General features: G+C 74.0%; 22 protein-coding genes. 6 read left to right on the top strand and 16 right to left on the bottom strand.

The window, feature by feature from the left end; genetic code table 11:
• Positions 1–210 precede the first annotated feature (210 nt).
• Positions 211–405: a hypothetical protein gene (locus SM452_RS12270; RefSeq protein WP_013284566.1), complete on the bottom strand. Its 195-nt coding sequence runs from the start codon at positions 403–405 to the stop codon at positions 211–213.
• 371 nt (positions 406–776) lie between these two features.
• On the opposite strand from SM452_RS12270, the gene SM452_RS12265 reads away from it, so the two are divergent.
• Together SM452_RS12265 and SM452_RS12260 are read left to right on the top strand one after the other, a co-directional pair.
• Positions 777–1,916 carry a CAP domain-containing protein gene (locus tag SM452_RS12265; RefSeq protein ID WP_463839944.1) on the top strand — a complete coding sequence of 380 codons (1,140 nt, stop codon included), beginning with the start codon at positions 777–779 and terminating at the stop codon, positions 1,914–1,916.
• Between the two features lie 77 nt (positions 1,917–1,993).
• A complete protein-coding gene (locus SM452_RS12260; protein WP_262014771.1) occupies positions 1,994–2,863 on the top strand; it encodes an endo alpha-1,4 polygalactosaminidase in 870 nt (289 codons plus the stop codon).
• A gap of 284 nt (positions 2,864–3,147) precedes the next feature.
• Here SM452_RS12260 and SM452_RS12255 read toward each other — a convergent pair whose 3' ends face one another.
• The 12 genes from SM452_RS12255 to SM452_RS12200 form a co-directional block, all read right to left on the bottom strand.
• A complete protein-coding gene (locus tag SM452_RS12255) occupies positions 3,148–5,361 on the bottom strand; it encodes an MMPL family transporter (RefSeq protein ID WP_463839943.1) in 2,214 nt (737 codons plus the stop codon).
• 239 nt (positions 5,362–5,600) lie between these two features.
• Entirely contained in the window at positions 5,601–6,458 is an 858-nt protein-coding gene (gene mutM / locus SM452_RS12250) for a bifunctional DNA-formamidopyrimidine glycosylase/DNA-(apurinic or apyrimidinic site) lyase (RefSeq protein WP_262014769.1), read from the bottom strand.
• Positions 6,451–7,266 carry a ribonuclease III gene (rnc, locus tag SM452_RS12245; RefSeq protein ID WP_262014768.1) on the bottom strand — a complete coding sequence of 272 codons (816 nt, stop codon included), beginning with the start codon at positions 7,264–7,266 and terminating at the stop codon, positions 6,451–6,453. The genes mutM and rnc overlap by 8 nt, the downstream gene beginning before the upstream one ends.
• Positions 7,263–8,222: a phosphate acyltransferase PlsX gene (locus SM452_RS12240; protein ID WP_262014827.1), complete on the bottom strand. Its 960-nt coding sequence runs from the start codon at positions 8,220–8,222 to the stop codon at positions 7,263–7,265. The genes rnc and SM452_RS12240 overlap by 4 nt, the downstream gene beginning before the upstream one ends.
• A gap of 132 nt (positions 8,223–8,354) precedes the next feature.
• Entirely contained in the window at positions 8,355–8,528 is a 174-nt protein-coding gene (gene rpmF, locus SM452_RS12235) for a 50S ribosomal protein L32 (RefSeq protein WP_030500827.1), read from the bottom strand.
• Positions 8,529–8,533: 5 nt separating this feature from the next.
• A complete protein-coding gene (locus tag SM452_RS12230) occupies positions 8,534–9,097 on the bottom strand; it encodes a YceD family protein (RefSeq protein WP_355514042.1) in 564 nt (187 codons plus the stop codon).
• Between the two features lie 124 nt (positions 9,098–9,221).
• Positions 9,222–9,719, bottom strand: a complete 498-nt coding sequence (locus SM452_RS12225) for an SPFH domain-containing protein (protein WP_262014767.1) — start codon at positions 9,717–9,719, stop codon at positions 9,222–9,224.
• 264 nt (positions 9,720–9,983) lie between these two features.
• Entirely contained in the window at positions 9,984–10,460 is a 477-nt protein-coding gene (coaD, locus tag SM452_RS12220) for a pantetheine-phosphate adenylyltransferase (protein ID WP_463839942.1), read from the bottom strand.
• Positions 10,457–11,020: a 16S rRNA (guanine(966)-N(2))-methyltransferase RsmD gene (rsmD, locus tag SM452_RS12215; RefSeq protein ID WP_262014765.1), complete on the bottom strand. Its 564-nt coding sequence runs from the start codon at positions 11,018–11,020 to the stop codon at positions 10,457–10,459. The genes coaD and rsmD overlap by 4 nt, the downstream gene beginning before the upstream one ends.
• A gap of 79 nt (positions 11,021–11,099) precedes the next feature.
• Positions 11,100–12,035, bottom strand: a complete 936-nt coding sequence (locus SM452_RS12210; protein ID WP_463839941.1) for a serine hydrolase domain-containing protein — start codon at positions 12,033–12,035, stop codon at positions 11,100–11,102.
• A 59-nt stretch (positions 12,036–12,094) separates the two neighbouring features.
• Positions 12,095–14,296 carry an ATP-dependent DNA helicase RecG gene (recG, locus tag SM452_RS12205; RefSeq protein WP_463839940.1) on the bottom strand — a complete coding sequence of 734 codons (2,202 nt, stop codon included), beginning with the start codon at positions 14,294–14,296 and terminating at the stop codon, positions 12,095–12,097.
• On the bottom strand, positions 14,293–15,915 hold the full coding sequence (locus SM452_RS12200) for a DAK2 domain-containing protein (protein ID WP_463839939.1): 1,623 nt from the start codon (positions 15,913–15,915) through the stop codon (positions 14,293–14,295). Before SM452_RS12200 ends, recG begins: the two co-directional genes overlap by 4 nt.
• A 209-nt stretch (positions 15,916–16,124) precedes the next feature.
• Here SM452_RS12200 and rpmB point away from each other — a divergent pair, with 209 nt between their 5' ends.
• Positions 16,125–16,316, top strand: a complete 192-nt coding sequence (rpmB, locus tag SM452_RS12195) for a 50S ribosomal protein L28 (RefSeq protein ID WP_011905179.1) — start codon at positions 16,125–16,127, stop codon at positions 16,314–16,316.
• A 219-nt stretch (positions 16,317–16,535) separates the two neighbouring features.
• Positions 16,536–17,792, top strand: a complete 1,257-nt coding sequence (locus SM452_RS12190) for an ATP-grasp domain-containing protein (RefSeq protein WP_262014760.1) — start codon at positions 16,536–16,538, stop codon at positions 17,790–17,792.
• Here the strand turns inward: SM452_RS12190 and SM452_RS12185 are convergent.
• Positions 17,789–18,256, bottom strand: coding sequence for a GNAT family N-acetyltransferase (locus tag SM452_RS12185; RefSeq protein ID WP_135243728.1), 468 nt, complete (start codon positions 18,254–18,256; stop codon positions 17,789–17,791). The genes SM452_RS12190 and SM452_RS12185 overlap by 4 nt on opposite strands.
• 90 nt (positions 18,257–18,346) lie before the next feature.
• Positions 18,347–19,297: a thiamine-phosphate kinase gene (locus tag SM452_RS12180; RefSeq protein WP_355514027.1), complete on the bottom strand. Its 951-nt coding sequence runs from the start codon at positions 19,295–19,297 to the stop codon at positions 18,347–18,349.
• A gap of 163 nt (positions 19,298–19,460) precedes the next feature.
• On the opposite strand from SM452_RS12180, the gene SM452_RS12175 reads away from it, so the two are divergent.
• Together SM452_RS12175 and SM452_RS12170 are read left to right on the top strand one after the other, a co-directional pair.
• Positions 19,461–19,694: an Lrp/AsnC ligand binding domain-containing protein gene (locus SM452_RS12175; RefSeq protein ID WP_013284547.1), complete on the top strand. Its 234-nt coding sequence runs from the start codon at positions 19,461–19,463 to the stop codon at positions 19,692–19,694.
• On the top strand, positions 19,695–20,282 hold the full coding sequence (locus SM452_RS12170; RefSeq protein ID WP_262014758.1) for a DUF3515 domain-containing protein: 588 nt from the start codon (positions 19,695–19,697) through the stop codon (positions 20,280–20,282). It abuts the gene before it with no gap.
• A 38-nt stretch (positions 20,283–20,320) separates the two neighbouring features.
• On the opposite strand, the gene SM452_RS12165 is transcribed toward SM452_RS12170, so the two are convergent.
• Positions 20,321–21,424: a D-alanine--D-alanine ligase family protein gene (locus tag SM452_RS12165; protein WP_463839938.1), complete on the bottom strand. Its 1,104-nt coding sequence runs from the start codon at positions 21,422–21,424 to the stop codon at positions 20,321–20,323.
• Between the last annotated feature and the right edge of the window lie 93 nt (positions 21,425–21,517).

Here is a 21,517-nt window from a genome sequence, read left to right as displayed (position 1 = left end):
CGCCGCCCGGGCTGTCCGCTTTCCGCCCGGCCGTCGCGGACGGGACGGAAATGCATGATCACAATTACCGGGCGCAATTCCGGGCGCTTCCGCAAGATCGAGAATTGCGACGGCTGCGACGAAAAGGGGTCCGCACATGGCTGCGCGCCGGCACTTGAGTGTCGGCGCGCTTTTCGGTGTGGTGCGATTCAGTTTTCCGACAACTGGAGATCAGGTCAGTGCGGGCTCGGCCAGACGGAGGAGGTCATCGGCCTCCGCCGCTGCCGCCGCAAGCCGATCGTTGTCGGCGCGCAGACGCGTGATCTCGAACTCCAGTGCCTGAACCCTGGCACGCAGTCGGGTGACCTCGTCGAGCAGACGCCGGTCGGGCGCTGCACTTACGTGGCCGTAGAGGGCCTTCGCCATGCTGACTCCTTGATGTGCGCTGCCGGAAAGGCCGGCCAACGCGCGCCCATGATGTTCGCGGCTGCCATTCCCACTGCATCGGGGCATGGCTGGGCGCGACTGGCGACACCTACATATTGAGCCGAAAACCCCTCCTTCGTCAAGTTGACCAAGGCCGTAGATCATCTCCACGTCGGCCGGTCCACTCGCCGGGGGCTGCCAGAAGGCGCGGACACGCTCTGTCCGGACGCCTTTACTGTACGCCGGAAATGCGTGAACGACTCATCCTCGGCGCCGACTTCGCCTTAACTCTTTCTTAGCCACGTTGCCGCAGCTCGGAGCGCGCCCGTAGCGTCACCCGGGCCCGCAACCGACCCGTGGAGGGGACAGGCGTGTACCGCTGGAACGACCCGATCGAACCGGAGGACGCCCGCCGGCGTCCCGAGCCGCCGACCGACGAGGGTCCGGCGTGGCTCAGCGACCGGCCCGAGCCGCGGTCGTCGTACCTGTTCGGGGACGCCGCGCAGCGGCCGCCCGCCGGCCCGGCCCCTGCGGGCTACGGCCCGGAGAACGCGCCCCCGGCCCCCCGGGACCGGTGGAACGGCGAGGAGCAGCCGACCACCGCATGGCACGGCCAGGAGCCCGCGTGGCAGGGCCGGGAACAGCACGGCGCGTGGCAGGGCCACGAGCAGCCGGCCGGTGGCTGGGAGCAGCCCACCACGACCTGGCAGCCGGCGACCGACACCCCGGCCGACGACCGGCGGCGCCCGAAGCGGCGCCTGTCCCGGCCACTCGTGATCGGCGGGGCCGCCGCCGCGGCGACGCTCGTGGTGAGCCTCGGCGTGGGCGCCGTCCTGCTGCCCGGCGACGACCAGGGCACGAAGCGCACCTCCGCCGACGCGCCGGTGGCCGCCGCGCCGCAGGCGCCCGACGGGACCGATGACGCCGCCGCGCCGGAGTCGGCGAGCCCGTCCGCCGTACCGACCACCGCCGCGCCGAGCCCGACGAAGAAGGCCACCCCGAAGCCGAGCCGCAGCACCGCCCCGTCGCGGCAGCAGGAGCGCAGCAGCGCCCCGGGCGGCGGCGGGTCGAGCAGTGGCGGGTCCAGCGGCGGCTCCACGAGCACCAAGGCCACCGCCACGACCGGGCTGAGCGCCGAGCTCCAGAAGGTCGTCACGATCGTGAACCAGGAGCGGGCGAAGGCCGGCTGCAAGGCGCTCACCGTCAACGCCAAGCTGAACCTGGCCGCCCAGCGGCACAGCCAGGACCAGGCCGACCACCAGAAGATGGACCACACGGGCAGCGACGGCAGCCAGCCCTGGGACCGGGTCAAGGCCGCCGGCTACAGCTACCGCATGGTGGGCGAGAACGTGGCCTGGAACTACCAGACCCCGGCGGCGGTCATGGAGGGCTGGATGAACTCCGAGGGCCACCGGAAGAACATCCTCAACTGCTCGTACACCCAGATCGGGGTGGGTGTGGCGCGCAGCAACGGGCCGTACTGGACGCAGGTCTTCGCCACCCCGAGCTGACCGCGCGTCGTGACCGGCCCGGCGCTCGTTGACCGGTCGGGGGCGGCGTCGGGCCGCCCGCGTCCGGGGAGCTGTCGATGCGGATCCGGCCGGTGTGGGCCGTGCCGCGCTCCCGGCCGGCCCGCGTCCGCCGACGTGGCCCGCGCCGGGGCGTGGCGCTCGCGCTGACCGCGCTGCTGCTCGCCCCGGTGCCGGCCTGCCGCCGGCCGATCACGCCGCCCGGCGCGCCCACGCCCTGGCCGGCCGCGCAGGCCGCCGGCTGGCGGTGGCAGTGGCAGCTCACCTCCCCGGTGGACGTGACTGTCGACGCCGACGTCTTCCTCCTCGACCCGGTGGCGACCACCTCGGCCGAGACCGCCGCGCTGCGCGAGCGGGGCCGCCGGCTGGTCTGCCACGTCCGGGTCGGCACGTACGCCGCCGACGACCCGGACGCCACCCGCTTCCCCACCGCCGTACGCGGCGCGGCGGTGCCGGGGCGGCCGGGGAGCCGTTTCCTGGACGTACGGGCCTGGGACGCGCTCGCGCCGGTGCTGGCCGACCGGTTCCGGCTGTGCCGGGGCAAGGGCTTCGGCGCGGTGGCGCTCGCCGACGCGGACGGCTACCGGCACCGCTCCGGCTTCCCGCTGGACTTCGACGACCAGTTGCTGTTCCACCGCCGGCTGGCCGGGCTGGCCCGCAAGCTGGACCTCTCCCCCGGCCTGGTCGACGACGTGCCGCAGGTGGCGGCGCTGGCCCCCGACTTCGACTTCGCGGTCAACCAGGAGTGCGTACGCCGCCGCGAGTGCGCGAAGCTGCTGCCGTTCGTCGATGCCGGAAAGCCGGTCTTCCACGTCGAGTACACCGGCGAGCCGGCCGACTTCTGCGTCACCTCGGTCGGCTACGGCTTCGCCTCGATCCGCAAGGACCGCCGGTTGGACGCCTGGCGGGAGCCGTGCGCCCTGCCGTGACATCCCGCCGCCCCTCCCGCCGGGGAGCGGGGCGCCGATGACGGTCATCCAGCACCGAAGCTGCCGACACTCTCCGTGACCTCACCGGCGAACAGATGCACGGAAGGCGGTATACCTGAGAGTCATGAATATGCCTCTCAGGTATACCGCGCGAACACGAATGCCTTCTCAGCGGCCTGCACGAGCCGGAACCGATGTCAAGCGGCTCGGGACCACCGGTTGGGCGCCGGACCGAGCCCCGGACCCGCCCCGGACCGAGCCGACCGGGGCGGGTCCGCTCGGGCTCAGCGAGCGCCGACCAGCTCCGGTGCCGGGGCGGGCGGCGGCTCGACCGCCGGGACGGGCCGCCGGCGGCGCATGAAGCGGGGCGCCCACCAGTTCGCGTCGCCCAGCAGCGTCATCACCGAGGGCAGCACGACCGCCCGGATGATCGTGGCGTCCAGCAGGATCGCCGCCGCCAGGCCGATGCCGAGCTGCTTGAAGTCGATCATGCTGAGCGTGGCGAAGATGGAGAACACCGCCACCATCACCACCGCCGCGCTGGTCACCACACCGGCCGAGGAGGTGATGCCGTACGCCACCGCCTCCCGGGTGGGCATGCCCCGGTCGACCGCCTCACGGATCCGGCTGACCACGAACACGTGGTAGTCCATCGACAGTCCGAACAGCACCACGAACAGGAACAGCGGCAGCCAGGTGACGATCGCGTCCATCGAGGTGAAGCCGAGCAGCCCTTCCGCCCAGGTGCTCTGGAAGACCAGCACCAGCAGCCCGTACGCGGCGCCCGCGGAGAGCAGGTTCAGCACGATCGAGGTCAGCGCCACCACGATCGACCGGAACGTCCACGCCATCACCAGGAACGTCAGCGCCAGCACGAACGTGGCGACGATCGGCAGCTTCGCCCAGATGTGGGCGGCGTAGTCCTCACTGGCGGCCACGCCGCCGCCGACCGCGTACTCCACGCCCGGGATGCCGCCGAGCGTGGCCGGGACCAGGTCCTCGCGCAGCTCGTGCAGCGACCGGGACGCCTCGTCGGAACGGCTGGCGTGCGGCGTGGCCACCTCCAGCACCGACACCTGCCGGTCCGCCGACACCTGGATCTCCGGGCCGTCCCCCTCGGCCGGCGCGAAGAGCGGGTCGGCGGCGGTACGGCCGGCCAGGTCGGTGAGCGCGGCCCGCACCCGGTCGGCCTGCTCGGCGGGCGCCCGCACGGCGACCGTGTGGCTGGTGCCGTTGCTCGGGTAGGCCGCGGTGAGCCGGTCGTACGCCTGCATGGCGGCGGTGGTGCGCGGCACGTCCTCCGGGCCGGGGAACTTCAGCTTCATGCCGAGCGCGGGCGCGGCGAGCGCGAGCAGCAGCGCGACCGAGATCAGCAGCGTGGCCACCGGTGCGCGCAGCGCCGGCTTGAGCACCGCCGGCCAGAACCGCGGCCGGGCCGGCTGCCCGTTGCGCGGGGCGGTGAGGCGCCACAGCAGCGGCACCCGCGGCCGGTCCACCCAGCGACCCAGCTTCGCCAGCAGCGCCGGCAGCACTGTGAGCGAGCCGATCACCGCGACCGCCACCACCAGGATCGAGCCGACCGCCAGCGACGAGAAGATCGCGTCCTGGGCGAGCAGCAGACCGCCCATCGAGATGATCACGGCGGTGCCGGAGACCACCACGGCGTGCCCGGAGGTCTCCGCCGCGATCTCCACCGCGTCCAGGCCGGATCGGCCCTTCGCCCGTTCCTCCCGCTCCCGCCGCACGTAGAACAGCGAGTAGTCCACGCCGACCGCCATGCCGATCAGCAGGATGACGCTGGCGGTGGTGTCGGTGGCCGGCACCAGGTGCGAGGCGAGTGTGGAGAGACCCATCGCGGCGGCCACCGAGGACAGCGCCAGCAGCACCGGCACCCCGGCGGCGATCAGCGCGCCGAACGCGATGATCAGGATGGCCAGCGTCACCGGCAGGCTGAGCAGCTCGGCGCGCTTGAAGTCCTTGCCGAGCGTGTCGTCGAGCGCCTTGTCGATCGACGCGCCGCCGACCTGCTCCACCCGTAGCTGCGGGTGCGCGTCCTGCACCTTCGCGGTGCTGTCCCGCAGCGGCTGCACCCGTTCCCCGGCGGTGCCCGGGTCGCCCGACATGGTGATCGGCACCAGCAGCGCGCTGCCGTCGCGCGACGGCATCGGCGTACCGATCGAGGCCACGCCGTCGACCTGCCGCAAACGGTCCGCCGCGTCCTGCGCGGCGGCCTTCGCCGCCGCCTGGTCGAGCGAACCCGAACGGGCGGTGATCAGCACGTTCTCGGTCGCCGGCCGGTCGAACCCGCCACTGTCGACGATCAGCTGTGCCCGTCCGAACTCGCCGATCGCCTGATCCTCGTCGGTCGCCTCGTTCAGCCCGGCGGCGCTGCCGCCCACGAAACACACCGCCACGAAGACCACCCACAACGCGATCGCGCGCCACGGATGCTCCGCACTCCACCGTGCCAGCCGCACGGTCACCGGTCGCCTGCCCATGTCCCGGGTTCCACCCTCCTGATGCCGGCCCTGTGCCGACCCCAGATGACGCTAGGCAGCGGGCGGGGCCCCGACATCGGGGAACGGCCCCCGCTCGTCCCCGATCCGCCGGGCGAGGTCCGCGCGGCCGGAACCGGCCGCGCGGACCGGGCGGAAAAGGGCATCTCCGGGTACGCTCCGGCGCGTCTCCGGGGACCGCCGGGCGATGCACACCGGCGCAACCCCGAATCGGCTCGGGGTCATCCCCGGAGGGTGCCCCGGGGCCGCGGCTGGCATCGCGGGCAGCTGTAGGAGGACCGGTTCATGAACGCCTCCCGCCGGATCGGAGCGCCGCAGCGCGGGCAGGGCTCGCCCTCCCGGCCGTACGCGTTCAGCGACCGGTCGAAGTAGCCGCTCTCGCCGTTGACGTTGACGTACAGCTCGTCGAAGCTGGTGCCGCCCTGCTTGATCGCCTCGGCGAGCACGTCCCGCACGTGCCCGAGCAGCCGCAGCGCGGCCGGACGGGTGAGCGCGTCGGCCGGGCGGGTGCCGTGCAGCTTCGCCCGCCACAGTGCCTCGTCGGCGTAGATGTTGCCCACCCCGGAGATCAGCGTCTGGTCGAGCAGCGCGCGTTTGATCTCCGTACGCTTGCGCCGCAGCGCCGCCACGAACGCCTCGTCGGAGAACTCCGGGTCCATCGGGTCGCGGGCGATGTGGGCGATCTCGGCGGGCAGCTCCGCGCCACCTTCGGACACGGACAGCCCGCCGAACGTGCGCTGGTCGACGAAGCGCAGCTCCGGCCCGTCGTCGGCGAACCGGAACCGGACCCGCAGGTGCAGTTCGTCGGCCGCGCCGACCGGCTGCAACAGCAACTGGCCGGACATGCCGAGGTGGCCGATCACCGCGTCGCCACTGTCCAGCGGCAGCCAGAGGTACTTGCCCCGGCGGCGTACCCCGGTGATCGTCCGGCCGGCGAGCACGTCGGCGAAGTGCGCGCCGCCGGGCGCGTGCCGGCGTACCGCCCGGGGGTGGCGCACCTCGACGGCGGCGATCCGCCGGCCGATCACCCACTGGGCGAGTCCCACCCGGACGGTCTCGACCTCGGGCAGCTCAGGCACGGCCGGCGCCCGCCTCCACGTCGGAGGTGTCGTCCTGCGGGCTCGTCTCCGCCTCGGCCCGCGCCGCCGCCTCCGCCCGCGCCGCCGCCTCGGCCTCGGCCTGCTCGGTGAGCATCCGCCAGGCCGACTCGGCCGCGCGCTGCTCGGCCTCCTTCTTGCTGCGCCCCTCCGCGCCGCCGTAGCGGTTGCCGGCCACCACCACCCAGGCGGTGAACGTCTTCAGGTGATCCGGTCCGGTGCCCTCGATCCGGTACTCGGGCACGCCGAGCCCGAGCGCGGCGGTCAGCTCCTGGAGGCTGGTCTTCCAGTCCAGCGCCGCGCCCCGGCCCGCCGACTCGGCCATCAGCGGGTCGAACAGCCGGTGGATGACGATGGCGGCGGTGTCCAGGCCGTACTGGAGGTAGATCGCGCCCAGCAGCGCCTCCAGCGTGTCGGCCAGGATGCTCGCCTTGTCCCGGCCGCCGGTGGCCTCCTCGCCCTTGCCGAGCAGCAGGTACGCCCCGAGCCCGTCCGGGCCGAGGCCACGCGCCACGTCGGCGAGCGCCCGCATGTTGACCACGCTGGCGCGCAGCTTCGCCAGCTGCCCCTCGGGCAGGTCGGGGTGGTTGTGGAACAGGGCTGTGGTGATCACCACGCCGAGCACCGAGTCGCCCAGGAACTCCAGCCGCTCGTTCGTGGGCAGGCCGCCGTTCTCGTACGCGTACGAGCGGTGGGTCAGCGCGCGTTCCAGCAGTTCCGGGTCGAGCGACACCCCGAAGGCCGCCTCCAGGTGGCCGACGGGAGCACGCCGCCGCTTGTCGTTGGTCATGGTGCTACCTCGGTGTCGTGTCGGTCAGGTGCGAGATCGTGCGGGATGCCGGCGAGCAGGGAGCGGACCGTCGCGGCGGCGTCGCGGCGCCACAGGTGGGCCGCGAGCGCGATACCGGAGGCGACGTCCTCGGAGCCGGCCGCGCCGTGGCACACCACCACGGTGCCGCCCACCCCGAGCAGCGCCGCGGCACGCGGGGCACCGCCGCGTGACGGCGGGCCGCCGGCCATGGCGTACGCGCCCTCGATGGCCTTGAGCAGGACGTTTCCGGTGAATCCGTCGGTCACCACGACGTCGGCGCGGGCGCCGAGCGAGATGTCGTACCCCTCGACCAGGCCGACGTAGCGGCCGTCGCAGGGCAGCGGCGCGGCGGCGAGCGCGGGCGCGGCGACGCGGCGCAGCCGGTCGCCCTTGCCCGTCTCGAGGCCGACGGAGAGCAACCCGACGCGGGGTGCGGTGACGGCGTGGGCCACCGACGCGTAGGCGGCGCCGAGGAGGGCGTGCCGGGCCAGCGTGGCCGGGCCGGGTTCGAGCGTGCCGCCGACGTCGAGCAGCACCACCGGCCCCTCGACGGCGGGCAGCGTGGCGGCGAGCGCGGGACGGCGTATCCCGGTCCAGCGGCCGAGGCCGAGCGCGGCGGCGGTGACCGTGGCGCCGGTCGAGCCGGCGGAGACGACCGCGTCGGCGAGTCCGTCGCGGACGGCCTGCACGGCGGTGCGTACCGTGCTCTCGCCGCGAGCGGCGGTGGGATGGTCGGCCATGCCGACGGCGGTCCGTACCGGGCGGACCGTGACCCGGGCGCGCTGGGCCGGGTCGAGCGCACCGATCAGCTCGTCGGCCACCTCGATCGGGCCGACGAGCATCAGGTGCAGGGCGGGATCCGTGCGTACCGCTCGCAGAGCGCCGTCAACCACGACGGCGGGAGCATCGTCCCCGCCGAGGAGGTCGACGGCGATCCGCGCGGTGCCCGGCTCCGACGATCCGCCGGCCGGGAACCGGTCGGCGGTGGCGGGAGCCGGGGCACCGGGCGAGAGCCTTGGTGCGCGCGTCACCCGACCGGTGGTCGGGGACGTCACTCGGCAGCCGGGTCAGACCTCGAGGACCTGACGGCCGTTGTAGGTGCCGCAGACGGAGCAGGCGGCGTGCGGCAGCTTGGCCGACTTGCACTGCGGGCAGGCCACGGTCGCCACCGCCGAGGCCTTCCAGTTCGCCCGGCGGGCGCGGGTGTTGCTGCGCGACATCTTGCGCTTGGGGACGGCCACGGTTCTTACTCCTCTGTACGGGTCAGTTGCGTCAGGCTCGCCCAACGCGGGTCGACCTGCTGATGGCTGTGGTCGGCCGGCAGATCGTCCCAGTGCACCCCACACTCGGGGCACAGGCCTGGGCAGTCCTCCCGGCAGAGCGGGTTCGTCGGCAGCGCCAGCACCACCGCGTCCCGCAACGCCGGTTCCAGGTCGATCAGATCGCCCTGCATCCGGCCCACCTCGTCCTCCTCGGTCGTGTCGTCCGTGGTGCTGTTCTCGTACGCGTACAGCTCCTGGATCGTCACGGCCAACGAGTCGTCGATCTCGCGCAGGCAGCGGCCGCACTCGCCCTTGACGGGACCGGTGACGGTCCCGGAGACGAGTACGCCCTCGGACACCGACTCCAACCTCAGGTCGAGGTCGAGGTCCGCGCCCTCCGGCACGCCGATCAACTCCACGCCGAGGTCCGCCGGTGCCAGCACGACCCGCTTGTGCGTACGCAACGCGCCAGGTCGGCGCGGCAGTTCCCTCGTGTCGAGGACCAGCGGCGACCTGGGGTTGAGTGTGCTTGGCGAGTGTTTGGGCATAGTCAGACTCCGGCCGTTGAGAGGCCGACAAAGAAGGTTACCTGCCAGACGGGCGGACCGTCGAACCGGGGGCTCACCTCCGGCCCGGCGGGAGCCGGCTGTCGGCGACCGGCCCGCGCGCCGCTCAGAAGGGTAGCGGGCGGTCCGCCTCGTCCCCGCCGAAGGTCCCGATCTCGCGCAGCGCGTGCATCTTGTCCCGGCCGCGCTCTATCGAGGCCAGCGCCCGGGTGAGGAACTGCTCGAAGTTCGCCAGCGCGGTGTCGACGTAGTCGTCCACCTCCTCGCGGAGGCGCTGCGCCTCGGCCCGCGCCTCGGCGATGATCCGCGCGCCCTCGTGCTCGGCCGAGACGGTGATCTCGTTGACCGAGACGAGCCGGGCGTGTTCCGCCTCACCCTCGCTGATGATCCGGTCGGCCTCGCGCTTGCCGGCCTCCATGATCTTGTCCCGCTCCTCGAGCAGCGCGGCGGCGCGGCGCAGGTCGGCGGGCAGCTCCGCGCGCAACTCGTCGAGCACGGCGATCATCTCGCCCCGGTCGACCATGCAGTTGTTGCGCGACATCGGGACGGAGCGGGCCTGCTCCACCATGGCGATCAGTTCGTCGATGCGATCGAGCGGGTCCACCGGTACCTCACTCCTGTCTTCGTCGGCCGCTCTCCATCATGCGGCCTCGCGCCCGTTCTCGGCGCTGCAGACATCATGTCGCGCCCGAGCCACAACCGCCCCACCCGCCCCACCCGGCGCGTCGCCCCCGCGCTCCCTCACCCTCCCCCGCCCCTCTCCCCGGCGATCTTGCACTTGCGGCCCGGCGCTCGCCCCTTGCGGGAGGAATGTCCGGGCCGAAACTGCAAGATCGCGGGGGTGGGGTGGGCGGAGGGGCGGGCGGGGTCAGGGGCGGAGGCGGGTGGTCAGCTGGGCGCGGACCAGGGCGGGGACGTGGGCGGAGATGTCGCCGCCCCACTTCGCCACGTCCTTGATCAGGCTGGACGAGATGAACGAGTAGAGCGGGTTGGTCGGCATGAAGAGCGTCTCCACGCCGGCCAGGCCGATGTTCATCTGGGCCATCTGCAGCTCGTAGTCGAAGTCGCTCACCGCCCGCAGGCCCTTGATCAGCACACTCGCCTGCTGCGCCCGGCAGAAGTCGACGAGCAGGCCGCGGAACGACTCCACCCGCACGTTGTCGTAGGAGGCGGTCACCTCGCGGAGCATCCCGATGCGCTCCTCGACCGTGAACAGGCCCTGCTTGGACTGGTTGACCAGCACTCCGACGATCACCTCGTCGAACAGCCGGCTGGCCCGGCCGATGATGTCGAGGTGTCCGTTGGTGACCGGGTCGAACGAGCCCGGGCAGACCGCACGTCTCATGATCGGCGACCGTACCAAAGAGTGGTCTCGCCGTAACGTCTGCTGCGCTCCGGAGTGACACCTTCCACCCACGTGACCGGTCCGGTACGGCTGGACCGCTCGACGATCACCAGGGCGTCCGGTGCGAGCCAGCCGCCGTCGACCAGCGCCGCCAGCATCGCGGTGATCTCCGCGTCCGGCACCGCGTACGGCGGGTCGGCGAAGACCACGTCGTACGGCCCGCCGTCCGGTCCCGCCGCCAGCACGCCGGCGACCTTGCCGGTGACCAGGCGGGCGGCCGGCGCGGCCCGCAGCGTGGCGATGTTCTCCCGGATCACCCGGGCGGCCCGCGCGTCGGACTCGACGAGCAGGACGTGGGCCGCGCCCCGGGACAGCGCCTCCAGACCGACCGCGCCGGAACCGGCGTACAGGTCGGCGAAGCGTGCGCCGTCCAGGTCGACGTGCGAGTGCACGGCGCTGAACAGCGCCTCACGGACCCGATCGGACGTGGGCCGGGTTCCGGCACCCGGTGGCGCGGCGATCCGCCGGCCGCCGAGCGTGCCGGCCACGATCCGGGTCACCGTCGCTCCCTGCGCATGCCCCGACGCTACGCGACGCGCCGACCACCCGGCCGGCGCGCCCTCGCCGTGGATACGGCGGTCAGGCCGCGTCGAGCACCGACGTGATCGCGACCGGATCGACCTCGGCCCGGTTGGTCAGCAGCACGAGCCGCTGGTCGGAGTCGGGCAGCCAGGCGGCGAACGCCTTGTAGCCGCCGTTGTCCCCGGAGTGGTGCAGCGCCCGCCGGCCGGCCAGCGGGCCGACGAAGAAGCCGTAGCCGTACGCCTCCTCGGGCCGCCCGGTGGGCGCGTGCGGCGCGGTCATCGCCGCCACCGAGTCCGGGGCGAGCAGCCGGCCCCGGCGCGGCACGTCGAGCCAGGTGAGCAGGTCCGCCCCGGTGCACCAGACGTCGCCCGCGCCCAGGCTGACCGTCGTCAGGTCCCACGACGGCACCGGACGGCCGCCCTCGTGTCCGGTCGCCACGTCCGGCCGCCCCTCGCCCGAACCGGCGAAGCTGCCAGTCATGCCCAGCGGCGCGAAGACCTCCTCGGCGAGGAACTCGGCGTACGGCCGGTCGGCCACCCGCTCGACGGTCCGGGCCAGCAGCACGTAGCCGGGGCTGCTGTAGTGCCACCCGGCTCCGGGCCGGAACAGCGGCGGCAGCGCCGCGAACCGGTCCAGCAGTTCGTCCGGCTCGGCCGGCCCGTGCAGGTCGATCGCCGGGTAGTCCTCCCAGTGGCCCAGGCCGGACGTGTGGGTGAGCAGGTGGTGCAGCGTGATGCCGGACCACTGTGGCGGCGGCGTGCCGGGCAGACGGCGTACCACCGGATCGGACAGGCTCAGCGCTCCCCGCTCGGCGAGCAGCAGCACCGCCACGGCGGCCATCTGCTTGCTGATCGAGGCGATCTGGAACCGCGTCGCCGCGGTGCAGCGCCGGCCGGACGCCTCGTCGGCGACTCCGGCCACCCGGTCCACCACGACTTCGTCGCCCCGGGTCAGCAGCAGCACGCCGCGTTCGAGTGATGGTGTCGACATCTGCGCGAGCCTAGGCACGCGACGCGCGGGCCGCAGCCCCGCGACCGCACCGGCCGCCGTCAGCCCTTCTCCAGGTATTCGGCGCGCTCCTCGTCGACGAGTGCGGCCACCGACGCCGCGAGCGCCGGGTGCCGGGCCAGATCCGGGTCGTCCTCGACCAGTTCGGTCGCCTCGGCCCGCGCGTCGCGGATCAGCTCGGTGTCACGCAGCAGCGACAGCAGCCGCAGGTGCGAGCGCCGGCCGGACTGGGTGGCGCCCAGCACGTCGCCCTCGCGGCGCTGCTCCAGGTCGAGTTCGGCGAGCTTGAAGCCGTCGGTGGTGGAGGCGACCGCGTCCAGCCGCTCCCGCGCGGACGAGCCCTCGGCCGCCTCGGTGACCAGCAGGCACAGACCGGCTGCCGAACCCCGGCCCACCCGGCCGCGCAACTGGTGCAGCTGGGAGACACCGAACCGGTCGGCGTCCAGCACGATCATCACCGTCGCGTTCGGCACGTTCACGCCGACCTCGACCACTGTGGTCGCGACCAGCACGTCCAGCTCGCCGTCGGCGAACGCGCGCATCACCGCGTCCTTCTCGTCCGCCGGCAGCCGCCCGTGCAGCACCCCGATCCGCAGGCCGTGCAGCGGCCCCTCGGCCAGCAGCGGGGCCACCTCGGTCACCGCCAGCGGCGGACGCCGGCCGTTGTCGTCCTCCCGCGGCGGCTCCTCGTCCGACACCGGCCCCTCACCGATACGCGGGCAGACCACGTACGCCTGGTGGCCCTTCGTGACCTCCTCGCGCAACCGGCGCCAGGCCCGGTCGAGGAACGCCGGCTTCTCGGCGGCCGGGACCACGTGCGAGGCGATCGGCGAGCGGCCCTGCGGCAGCTGGGACAGCGTGGAGGTCTCCAGGTCGCCGTAGACGGTCATGGCCACGGTGCGCGGGATCGGGGTGGCGGTCATCACCAGCACGTGCGGCGGCTGCTCGGCCTTGGCGCGCAGCGCGTCGCGCTGCTCCACGCCGAAGCGGTGCTGCTCGTCCACCACCACCAGGCCGAGGTCGTGGAAGTCGACGCCCTCGTAGAGCAGGGCGTGCGTGCCGAGCACGATCCCGGCGCGGCCCTCGGCCACCTCGGCCAGTGCCCGGCGCCGGGCCGCCGCGCCGAGCGAACCGGTGACCAGTTCCACCCGCGTGGCGTCGTCGGCGGCGCCCAGCTCACCGGCCCGGCCGAGTGGGCCGAGCAGGTCGAGGATGCCCCGGTGGTGCTGGGCGGCGAGCACCTCGGTCGGGGCCAGCAGCGCGGCCTGCCCACCGGCGTCGACCACCTGGAGCATGGCGCGCAGCGCCACCACCGTCTTGCCGGAGCCCACCTCGCCCTGGAGCAGCCGGTGCATCGGGTGCGGCCGGGCCAGGTCGGCGGCGATCTCCCGCCCGACGACCTGCTGGCCGGAGGTCAGCTCGTACGGCAGCCGCGCGTCGAACGCGTCGAGCAGACCGCCCGCCTTCGCCGGCCGGGCCCGTCCCGGGGACGCCGCCGCCCGCTGCTTGCGCTGCACCAGCGTGAGCTGCACGGCGAACGCCTCGTCCCACTTCAGCCTGCGGCGGGCCCGGTAGAGCGCCTCCTTGCTGGTCGGACGGTGGATCTCATGCAGCGCGGTGCCGATGTCGACGAGGTTGCGGGTGGCCCGCACGGTGGCCGGCAGCGGGTCTTCCGGCGGGGTGAACGTGTCGAGCACGACGCGGACGCAGCGGGCGATCACCCAGGTCGGCACCGCCGCCGCGGCCGGGTAGACCGGGATCAGCGCCCCGGCGAACTCCTCGACCTCCTCGTTCGCCGCCGCCTCGCCTTCGCCGCCCTCGCCGAGCAGGACGTACTCCGGGCCGTTGAGCTGCCGCTTGCCCCGGAACTCGGTCACCTTGCCCGCGAACAGCCCCCACCGGCCGGGCCGCAGCTCCCGCTCGCGCCACGCCTGGTTACCGAAGAACGTGCAGGTGAGCACGCCGCCGGAGCCGTCGCCGACGGTCACCTCCAGCAGGTTGCCGCGCCGCTGGCGCATCGGGCGCACCGCGGTGCGCTGCACCTGGGCGAGCACCGTGACCTGCTCCCCCACATCGAGCGAGCGGATGTCGGTGTGCTCGCCGCGCTCGTCGTACCGGCGCGGGAAGTGGTAGATCAGGTCGCCCGCGGTGTGCAGGTCGAGATGCCCGGCCAGCGCCTTCGCGGTGCGCTCACCGACCAGCTTCTTCAGCGGCGTGTCCACAGTGGCCGCTTCACCAGTCATTCGACCCCCACCAGGAGCGGATAGTGCGGCTGCCCGCCCTCGTACGCCTGCACCTCGACGAACGGCCAGGCCCCCTCGACGTGCGCGCGGACCCGGTCGGCCAGCCCGGCCGGCGCATCGGCGCCGCAGAGCAGTGTGACCAGCTCACCGCCACCGCCGAGCATCCGGTCCACCACTGCGGTGCAGGTGTCGACCAGATCCTGCCCGATCAGGTGCACCTCGCCCTCGACCAGGGCCAGCACGTCACCCGGGCGGGCCGGGCCGGCGACGGTGAGCGCTTCCCGGGCGGCGTGGCAGACCTCCGCGTACCGGCAGGCGCCGGCCGCCTCGGCCATCGCGATCACGTCGTCCTCGAACCGCCGCTTCGGATCGCGGACGGCGAGCGCCGCGAGCGCCTGCACCGGCGAGCGGGTGGGCACCACGCTCACCTTGATGCCGAGGCCGTGCGCCTCCTTGGCCGCCGCGCTCGCCACCGACTGGGTGTTCGGGTCGTTCGGCAGCACCACCACCCGGGCGGCGCCGGTGGCCCGGATCGCGTCGAGCAGCTCACCGGTGGACGGGTTGGCGGGCACCACCACGGCACCCTCGGCGGCGAACAGCTCCGCGATGCCCGCGCCGGTGGCGACCACCACGGCGGCCCGCCCCTCCGGCAGCGGCACCTGCGGCCCCGGCGCCGGGGCGGTCTGGTCGGCGAAGCGGCTCACGCTGATCCGGTGCGGGCGGCCGGCGACCACGCCCGCCTCGACCGCCGCCCCGATGTCGTTGACGTGCACGTGCACGTTCCAGGTGCCGGCGCCGTCGCCGACGATCGCGAGGGAGTCGCCGAGCGCGTCCAGCTCGGCGCGCAGCCGGGTCACCGCCTCGTCGCCTGCGTCGAGCAGGTACTGCACCTCGTAGGCGTACGCGTCGGAGCCGCTCTCCCGCACGGCGGTGACCGGCGCGCGGCGGGCGGGCGGCGCGGGCGGCGCGGGCGCCGGCTGGCCCGGGCTCTCCCCCGTGATCACCTCGACCAGCGCGTCCAGCAGCAGGCACAGGCCGCGCCCGCCGGCGTCGACCACGCCGGCGCGGGCCAGCTCCGGCAACTGCTCGGGGGTACGCGCCAGCGCGTGCGCCGCCGCCTCGCTCGCGGCCCTGGCCACGGCGCGCAGGTCGTCGCTGTCCGCCCGGCGAGCCGCGTGCGCCGCGGCGGCGACCACGCTCAGCAGCGTGCCCTCGACCGGCCGGGCGACAGCGGCGTAGGCGGCGGTGGTGGCGTCGGCCAGCGCCTCGGCGAGCTGCCGCCCGCGCACCGCGGGCACGGCGGCGAGCGTGTCGGCGAGACCGCGCAGGATCTGCGAGAGGATCACCCCGGAGTTGCCGCGCGCCCCGAGCAGCGCGCCCCGGGCCATCAGCCGCAGCGCATGCCCGTGCGGGGTGTGCCCGTCGTCGGGGAGCGTGCCGAGGTCCATCGCCAGGGCCTGCTGGGCGGAGGTGAACGTGAGCACCAGGTTGGTGCCGGTGTCGCCGTCGGGCACCGGGTAGACGTTCAGGTCGTCGATCTCGCCCTGGTGGGCCCGGAGGGCGGCCAGCCCGCTCGCGCACCAGCGGCGTACCGCTGCGGCGTCGAGGGTCTCCAGCACGTCGGGAAGCCTACTGGCGCACACCGACACGCGCCGGGGTCGTCGCCGCGTGTCCGCCCCGGCGGACGGCCCGGCCGGGACGCCGGTACGCTGGGTGGGCTCGCGAAAGGGCCGGTTGGGCGTACCGACTGTCATCGGGTAACCTGACCAGGTTGCCCGGGCAGCGCCTGGCGGCGACCTCATGAACGTTTCAATCCCAGGAGTATCCCGTGGCTAGCGTGTGCGACGTCTGTGGCAAGGGGCCGGGCTTCGGCCACAACGTGTCCCACTCGCACCGGCGGACCAACCGCCGCTGGAACCCGAACATCCAGTCGGTGCGCACCCCGGCCGGTGGCGGCAACACCAAGAAGTTGAAGGTCTGCACCTCGTGCATCAAGGCCGGCAAGGTCACCCGCGCCTGACGCGGTAGCGCCACCGGAACATCGTCGGTCGCCGGCGGATCCCTTCGGGGTCCGCCGGCTTCTGTCGTGTCCGGCGACCCGCCGTGCCCACCGGCCCGGTATCGGCCGACCCGCCCCCGCACCCCTGACCGACCGTACGGCGACCGCCTCGATCCGGCCGGTTAGGGTGCTGCTGCGCCGGCCGTCCGGTTCCGGCGCGAGCCGTGGGGAGGATGACCGGTGGACCTCGATCTGGGTCGCGAGCAACTGGTGGTGGTGGGCGCGTCGTTCGGCTCGCTGAGCTGGTTCGACCAGGAGCTGCCGCCGGGCAGCGTGGTGCTGGTCGAGGAGCCGGACGTGATCGCCCGCCGCGACCTGGCCCGGTTCGCCGAGCGGCTGCCGATGATCGGGCGTCTCGTCGCGGCCGAGTACCAGACCGGCTTCGACCCGGACGCCCTGCTCGCCCGCGAGCCCGGCCTCGCCGACGCCCGGCTGGTCCTGCCCGGCCTGGAGTACGCGGTCGGCGCCACCGCCCGGCTCGCCGAACGGCTCGGCCTGCCCGGCGCCGGCGTCGAGGCCGCCGACGTCTTCTCCGACAAGCACCGGATGCGGCTGCTCGCCGACCGGATCGGGCTCGCCAACCCGGCGTACGAGCTGGTCGACGACCCGGCGCGGGCGGTGGAGTTCGCGCAGGCGCACGGCGGCCGGTGCGTGCTCAAGCCCACCCGGCGCTCGGGCAGCCTGGGCGTGCAGCTGATCACCGACGCGGCCGAGGTGCCGGCCCGCTGGGCGGCCAGCGCCGCGCCGCCCGACCCGGCCGAGGCCACCGAGCGCGGCCTGCCCACCGGCGTGCTGGTCGAGGAGCTGCTGGTCGGTTCCGAGCACAGCGTGGAGCTGCTCGTGGCCGAGGGCGAGGTGGTCTTCGCCAACGTCACCGACAAGCGGATCGCCGGTGGCCGCTACCCGGTCGAGACCGGCCACACCGTGCCGTCCGCGCTGCCCGCCGACGCGAACGACGCGCTGCGCGCCGCCGCGGTACGCCTCGCCGAGGCGGCCGGCTTCCGCAGCGGCATGCTGCACAGCGAGTGGATCCTCGCCGACGGCGTGCCGACGCTGGTGGAGTGCGCGGCCCGGATGCCCGGCGACATGATCACCGCGCTCATCTCGATCGCCTACGAGCGGGACGTCATCGAGGCGTACCTTCGGATCCTGCGCGGCGAACGGCCGGAGCTGCCGGCGCGGGCGACCGGCGCGGCGGCGATCGAGTTCCTGATCGCGCCGCCCGGCCGGGTCACCGCCGTGGACGGCAGGCGCGACGCGCTGCGCGTGCCGGGCGTGCTCGACGTGCAGGTGGAGACGAAGGTCGGTCAGACCGTGCCGGAGCTGCTCTCCTCGGCGCACCGCAGCGGGCACCTGATGACCTGGGGCACCACCCCGGACGAGGCGGCGGACGCCGCCCGCCGCGCCGCGAGCCAGATCCGCATCACCGTCGGCTAGAGCGTGCGGCCGTACGACAGGCAGCCCGGGGCGTCCTTGTAGAAGCCGAAGTTCGGGATCCGCTCGTAGCCGGCCGAGGTGTACATGGCGATCGCCTCGGGCTGCTTGTCGCCGCACTCCAGCACGATCCGCTTGCGGCCGTGGTCGCGGGCGGACCGCTCGACCGCGCCGAGCACCGCGCGGGCCACGCCCCGGCCCCGGGCCGCCGGGTCGGTGTACATCCGCTTCAGCTCGGCCGTGTCGCCGTCCTCGCCGTGGCTGCGCCAGCCGCCGCAGCCGACCGGCCGCCCGTCCAGGTAGGCGACGAGGAACGTACCGTCCGGCGGGGTGAACTCGGCCGCGTCGACGGGGGTCTCGTCGCCGCTGCCGCCGTACCGGGCGCCGAGGTCGGCCAGCGCCGCCCGGATCAGCGCCTGCGACTCGGGCGCGTCGAAGCGCCGCTCCCGGATCTCGATCTCGCTCACCGTGCCAGGTTACGACCGCCTCCGGTCCGAGCCCGGCCCGGCGGCCCGGGGTCGGACGCAGATCACTCCGCCGTCCGCCGGCTGTGCTGGCTATTCCGCCGTCCGGCGGAAGTGGTCCCAGCCGCGCGGGCCGCTGTGGGCGGCGCCGTCGACGGTGACCCCGGCGCCGGCCGCCACCCGCCCGACCGGCCGCCAGCCGTCCGGGAGCGCGGCGTCCGCCGGGAACGTCGCCGCCAGCGCGTGGTCCTCGCCGCCGGCCAGGATCCAGGTGTACGGGTCGACGCCGAGCGCCTGCGCCGCGTCCCGCATCTGCCGGGGCACCTCGAACGCGTCGCGGCTCACGTCGATCGCGACGCCGCTGGCGGTCGCCACGTGCCCGAGGTCGGCCAGCAGCCCGTCCGACACGTCGATCATGGCGGTGGCCCCGGCCGCGGCGGCAGCGGGTCCGGCGGCGTACGGCACCTCGGGGCGGCGGAACGCCTCGACCAGCAGCCGGGGCGTGCGGAAACCCCGGGACAGCACGGTGTAGCCGGCCGCCGACCAGCCGGTGCGCCCGGCCAGCGCCACCACGTCGCCGGGGCGGGCGCCGGAACGCACCACCGGGTCGCGGCCGGCCAGGTCGCCGAGCGCCGTCACCGCGACGGTGAGCGTCGGGCTGCCGGACATGTCCCCGCCGACCACGCTCGCGCCGACCAGCGCCGCCTCCGCGCCCAGCCCGTCGGCCAGTTCCTCGGCCCAGGCCGGGTCCAGCTCGGCCGGCATGCAGAGCGCGACGAGCAGCGCGGTCGGGGTGGCGCCCATCGCGGCGATGTCGGCGAGGTTCGCCGCCGCCGCCCGGTGTCCCACGTCCCGCGCCGACGACCAGTCGCGGCGGAAGTGCCGCCCCTCCACCAGCACGTCGGTCGAGGCGACCACCCGCCGGTCCGGCGCGGCCACCACCGCGCCGTCGTCGCCGGGGCCGAGCAGGCAATGCCGTCCCTGCGCCAGCCGGGCCGTCACCCGGCCGATCAGGCCGAACTCGCCGACATCAGTGACAGTCATTCCGTCCCCTCGCTCCGCTGCGTCGTTCCGCACGTCCCACCCCTGTCCGTACCGGCGTGTGCTCGCTCACCGCGTCCGACCGGCAACCGATAGGGATCACGGCCGCTCAGTACGGTAGTTTCACCCTTCGGGTCGCCCGGAGGCGACGGACGGAGGTCGAGTCGTGGTACAGGCGTACATCCTCATCCAGACCGAGGTCGGCCGGGCGCGTGACGTGGCCGGTCTGATCGCGGACCTGGCCGGCGTGGTGCGGGTCGACGCCGTCACCGGGCCGTACGACGTGGTGGTGCTCACCGAGGCGAACACCGTCGACGAGCTCGGCAAACTCATCGTCAGCAAGGTGCAGATGGTGCCCGGCATCACCCGCACCCTCACGTGTTCGGTGGTGCGGCTGTAAGTGGACGAGAAGGACACCTCCCCCCGCCGGGACGGCGCCACCCGCCGTGCCGCGCTCTGGGCGACGCTCGTCGCGGTGCCGGTGACCCTGGCGGTCGCCGGGTTCACGTTCGCCAAGCTGGCCCCGGAGTCGCCGGACGCCGAGCCGAGCGCGTCGGCGAGTCCCCGGGCGCAGTCCAGCGCGCCGGTCGAGATGCCGGCTCCGGCCCTGGCCGAGCGCCCGACCATCCTCTGCCGGGCCCTGATGTCGCAGCTCCCGGACAGCGTGCGTGACCTGCCGCAGCGTCCGGTCACCGCGGGCCCGGAGCAGAACGCCGCGTACGGCGACCCGGCGCTGACTGTTGCCTGCGGCGGCAGCCCGGCAGAGTTCCCGCCCACCGACGAGGTGTGGAAGGTCAACCAGGTCTGCTGGCACGCGGCGCAGGAGGCCGACGCCACGGTGCTGACCACCGTCGACCGGGAGACCCCGATCCGGGTGCGGGTGCCGAAGTCGTACGAGCCGCCGCTGCAGTGGGTGACCTCGATCTCCGACACGATCGTCAGCTCGGTCCCCTCGGCGAAGCAGGCCCCCTCGGGCTGCTCCGCCTGACGCCCGCCGGCCCAGCGGCCGGCGGGCGGTGCCGGCCGTCAGCGGCCGGCGCGGCGGTGCAGGGCGGTACGGATCAGCCGGTTGACCAGCTTCGGGTACTCCAGCCCGCTGGCCGACCACATCCGCGGGAACATCGACGTCGGGGTGAAGCCCGGCATCGTGTTGATCTCGTTGAGGTAGACGTCCATCTGCGGGGTCACGAAGAAGTCGACCCGGGCCAGGCCGGAGCAGTCGAGCGCGGTGAAGGCCCGGGTGGCGTAGTCGCGCACCTGCCGGGCGACCGGCTCGGGCAGGTCGGCCGGTACGTCGTACTCGCAGACCTGGTCGGCGAAGATGTACTTGGCCTCGAAGTCGTACCAGTCCTGGTCGCCGATCATCCGCACCTCGGCGAGCACTGAGGCTTCCGGCGCGCCACCGGCCTCGCCCTCCAGCACTCCGCACTCGATCTCGCGGCCGACCACGGCGCCCTCGACGAGCACCTTGCTGTCGATCTCCCGCGCGGTGACGAGCGCGGCGTCCAGGTCCGCCCAGTCGTCGACCTTGGTGATGCCGAACGAGGAGCCGGCGCGGGACGGCTTGACGAAGACGGGCAGCCCGAGGCGCTCCTTGTCCTCGTCGCTCAGCGACATCCCGGCGCGCAGCACCGCGTACGGGCCGACCGGGATGCCCTCGGCGGCGCAGAGCTTCTTGGTGAACTCCTTGTCCATGGCCGCGGCGGACGCGAAGACGTTCGCGCCGACGTAGGGGATGTCGGCCATCTCCAGCATGCCCTGGATGGTGCCGTCCTCCCCGTACGCGCCGTGCAGCACCGGGAAGACCACGTCCACGTCGGCCAGCGCGACCGGCCCCTGGGCGGGGTCGAGCACCATCAGGCCGCCGACGGCGGGGTCGGCGCGCAGCACCAGTTCGGCGCCGGAGCCGGCGGTGACCTCGGGGAGTTTGCGGTCGGCGATGGCGAGCCGGCTCGGGTCGCCGCTGGCGAGCACCCACTGGCCGTGCCGGGTGATGCCGACCGGGACCACCTCGAACTCGTCCGGGTCGAGCGCGGCCAGCACGCTGCCGGCGCTGACGCACGAGATGCCGTGCTCGGGGCTGCGGCCGCCGAAGACGATCGCCACACGGGTCTTGCCTGGGGTGGTCATGGTCACCTCATCGTTCGCGACTGCGGCTGGCCGTGCTCGCCGGTGGCGCTCACCCGACTGACCTTACTGTGCGTTGCCGCAAGCGGTGGTCGT

The sequence above is a fragment of the Micromonospora sp. SYSU B005 genome, from assembly GCF_055362685.1.
The sequence above is the reverse complement of the archived record's forward strand: the minus strand, read 5'-3'. Positions and strand labels throughout refer to the sequence as shown.

Bases quoted from the DNA above. Each gene is read 5' to 3' on its own strand.
- recG (WP_463839940.1), bottom strand. From the start codon at position 14,296: ATGACTGGTGAAGCGGCCACTGTGGACACGCCGCTGAAGAAGCTGGTC.
- SM452_RS12180 (WP_355514027.1), bottom strand. From the start codon at position 19,297: ATGACTGTCACTGATGTCGGCGAGTTCGGCCTGATCGGCCGGGTGACG.
- SM452_RS12260 (WP_262014771.1), top strand. From the start codon at position 1,994: ATGCGGATCCGGCCGGTGTGGGCCGTGCCGCGCTCCCGGCCGGCCCGC.
- rnc (WP_262014768.1), bottom strand. From the start codon at position 7,266: ATGACCAACGACAAGCGGCGGCGTGCTCCCGTCGGCCACCTGGAGGCG.
- coaD (WP_463839942.1), bottom strand. From the start codon at position 10,460: ATGAGACGTGCGGTCTGCCCGGGCTCGTTCGACCCGGTCACCAACGGA.
- SM452_RS12255 (WP_463839943.1), bottom strand. From the start codon at position 5,361: ATGGGCAGGCGACCGGTGACCGTGCGGCTGGCACGGTGGAGTGCGGAG.
- SM452_RS12165 (WP_463839938.1), bottom strand. From the start codon at position 21,424: ATGACCACCCCAGGCAAGACCCGTGTGGCGATCGTCTTCGGCGGCCGC.
- SM452_RS12270 (WP_013284566.1), bottom strand. From the start codon at position 405: ATGGCGAAGGCCCTCTACGGCCACGTAAGTGCAGCGCCCGACCGGCGT.
- SM452_RS12210 (WP_463839941.1), bottom strand. From the start codon at position 12,035: ATGTCGACACCATCACTCGAACGCGGCGTGCTGCTGCTGACCCGGGGC.
- SM452_RS12230 (WP_355514042.1), bottom strand. From the start codon at position 9,097: ATGCCCAAACACTCGCCAAGCACACTCAACCCCAGGTCGCCGCTGGTC.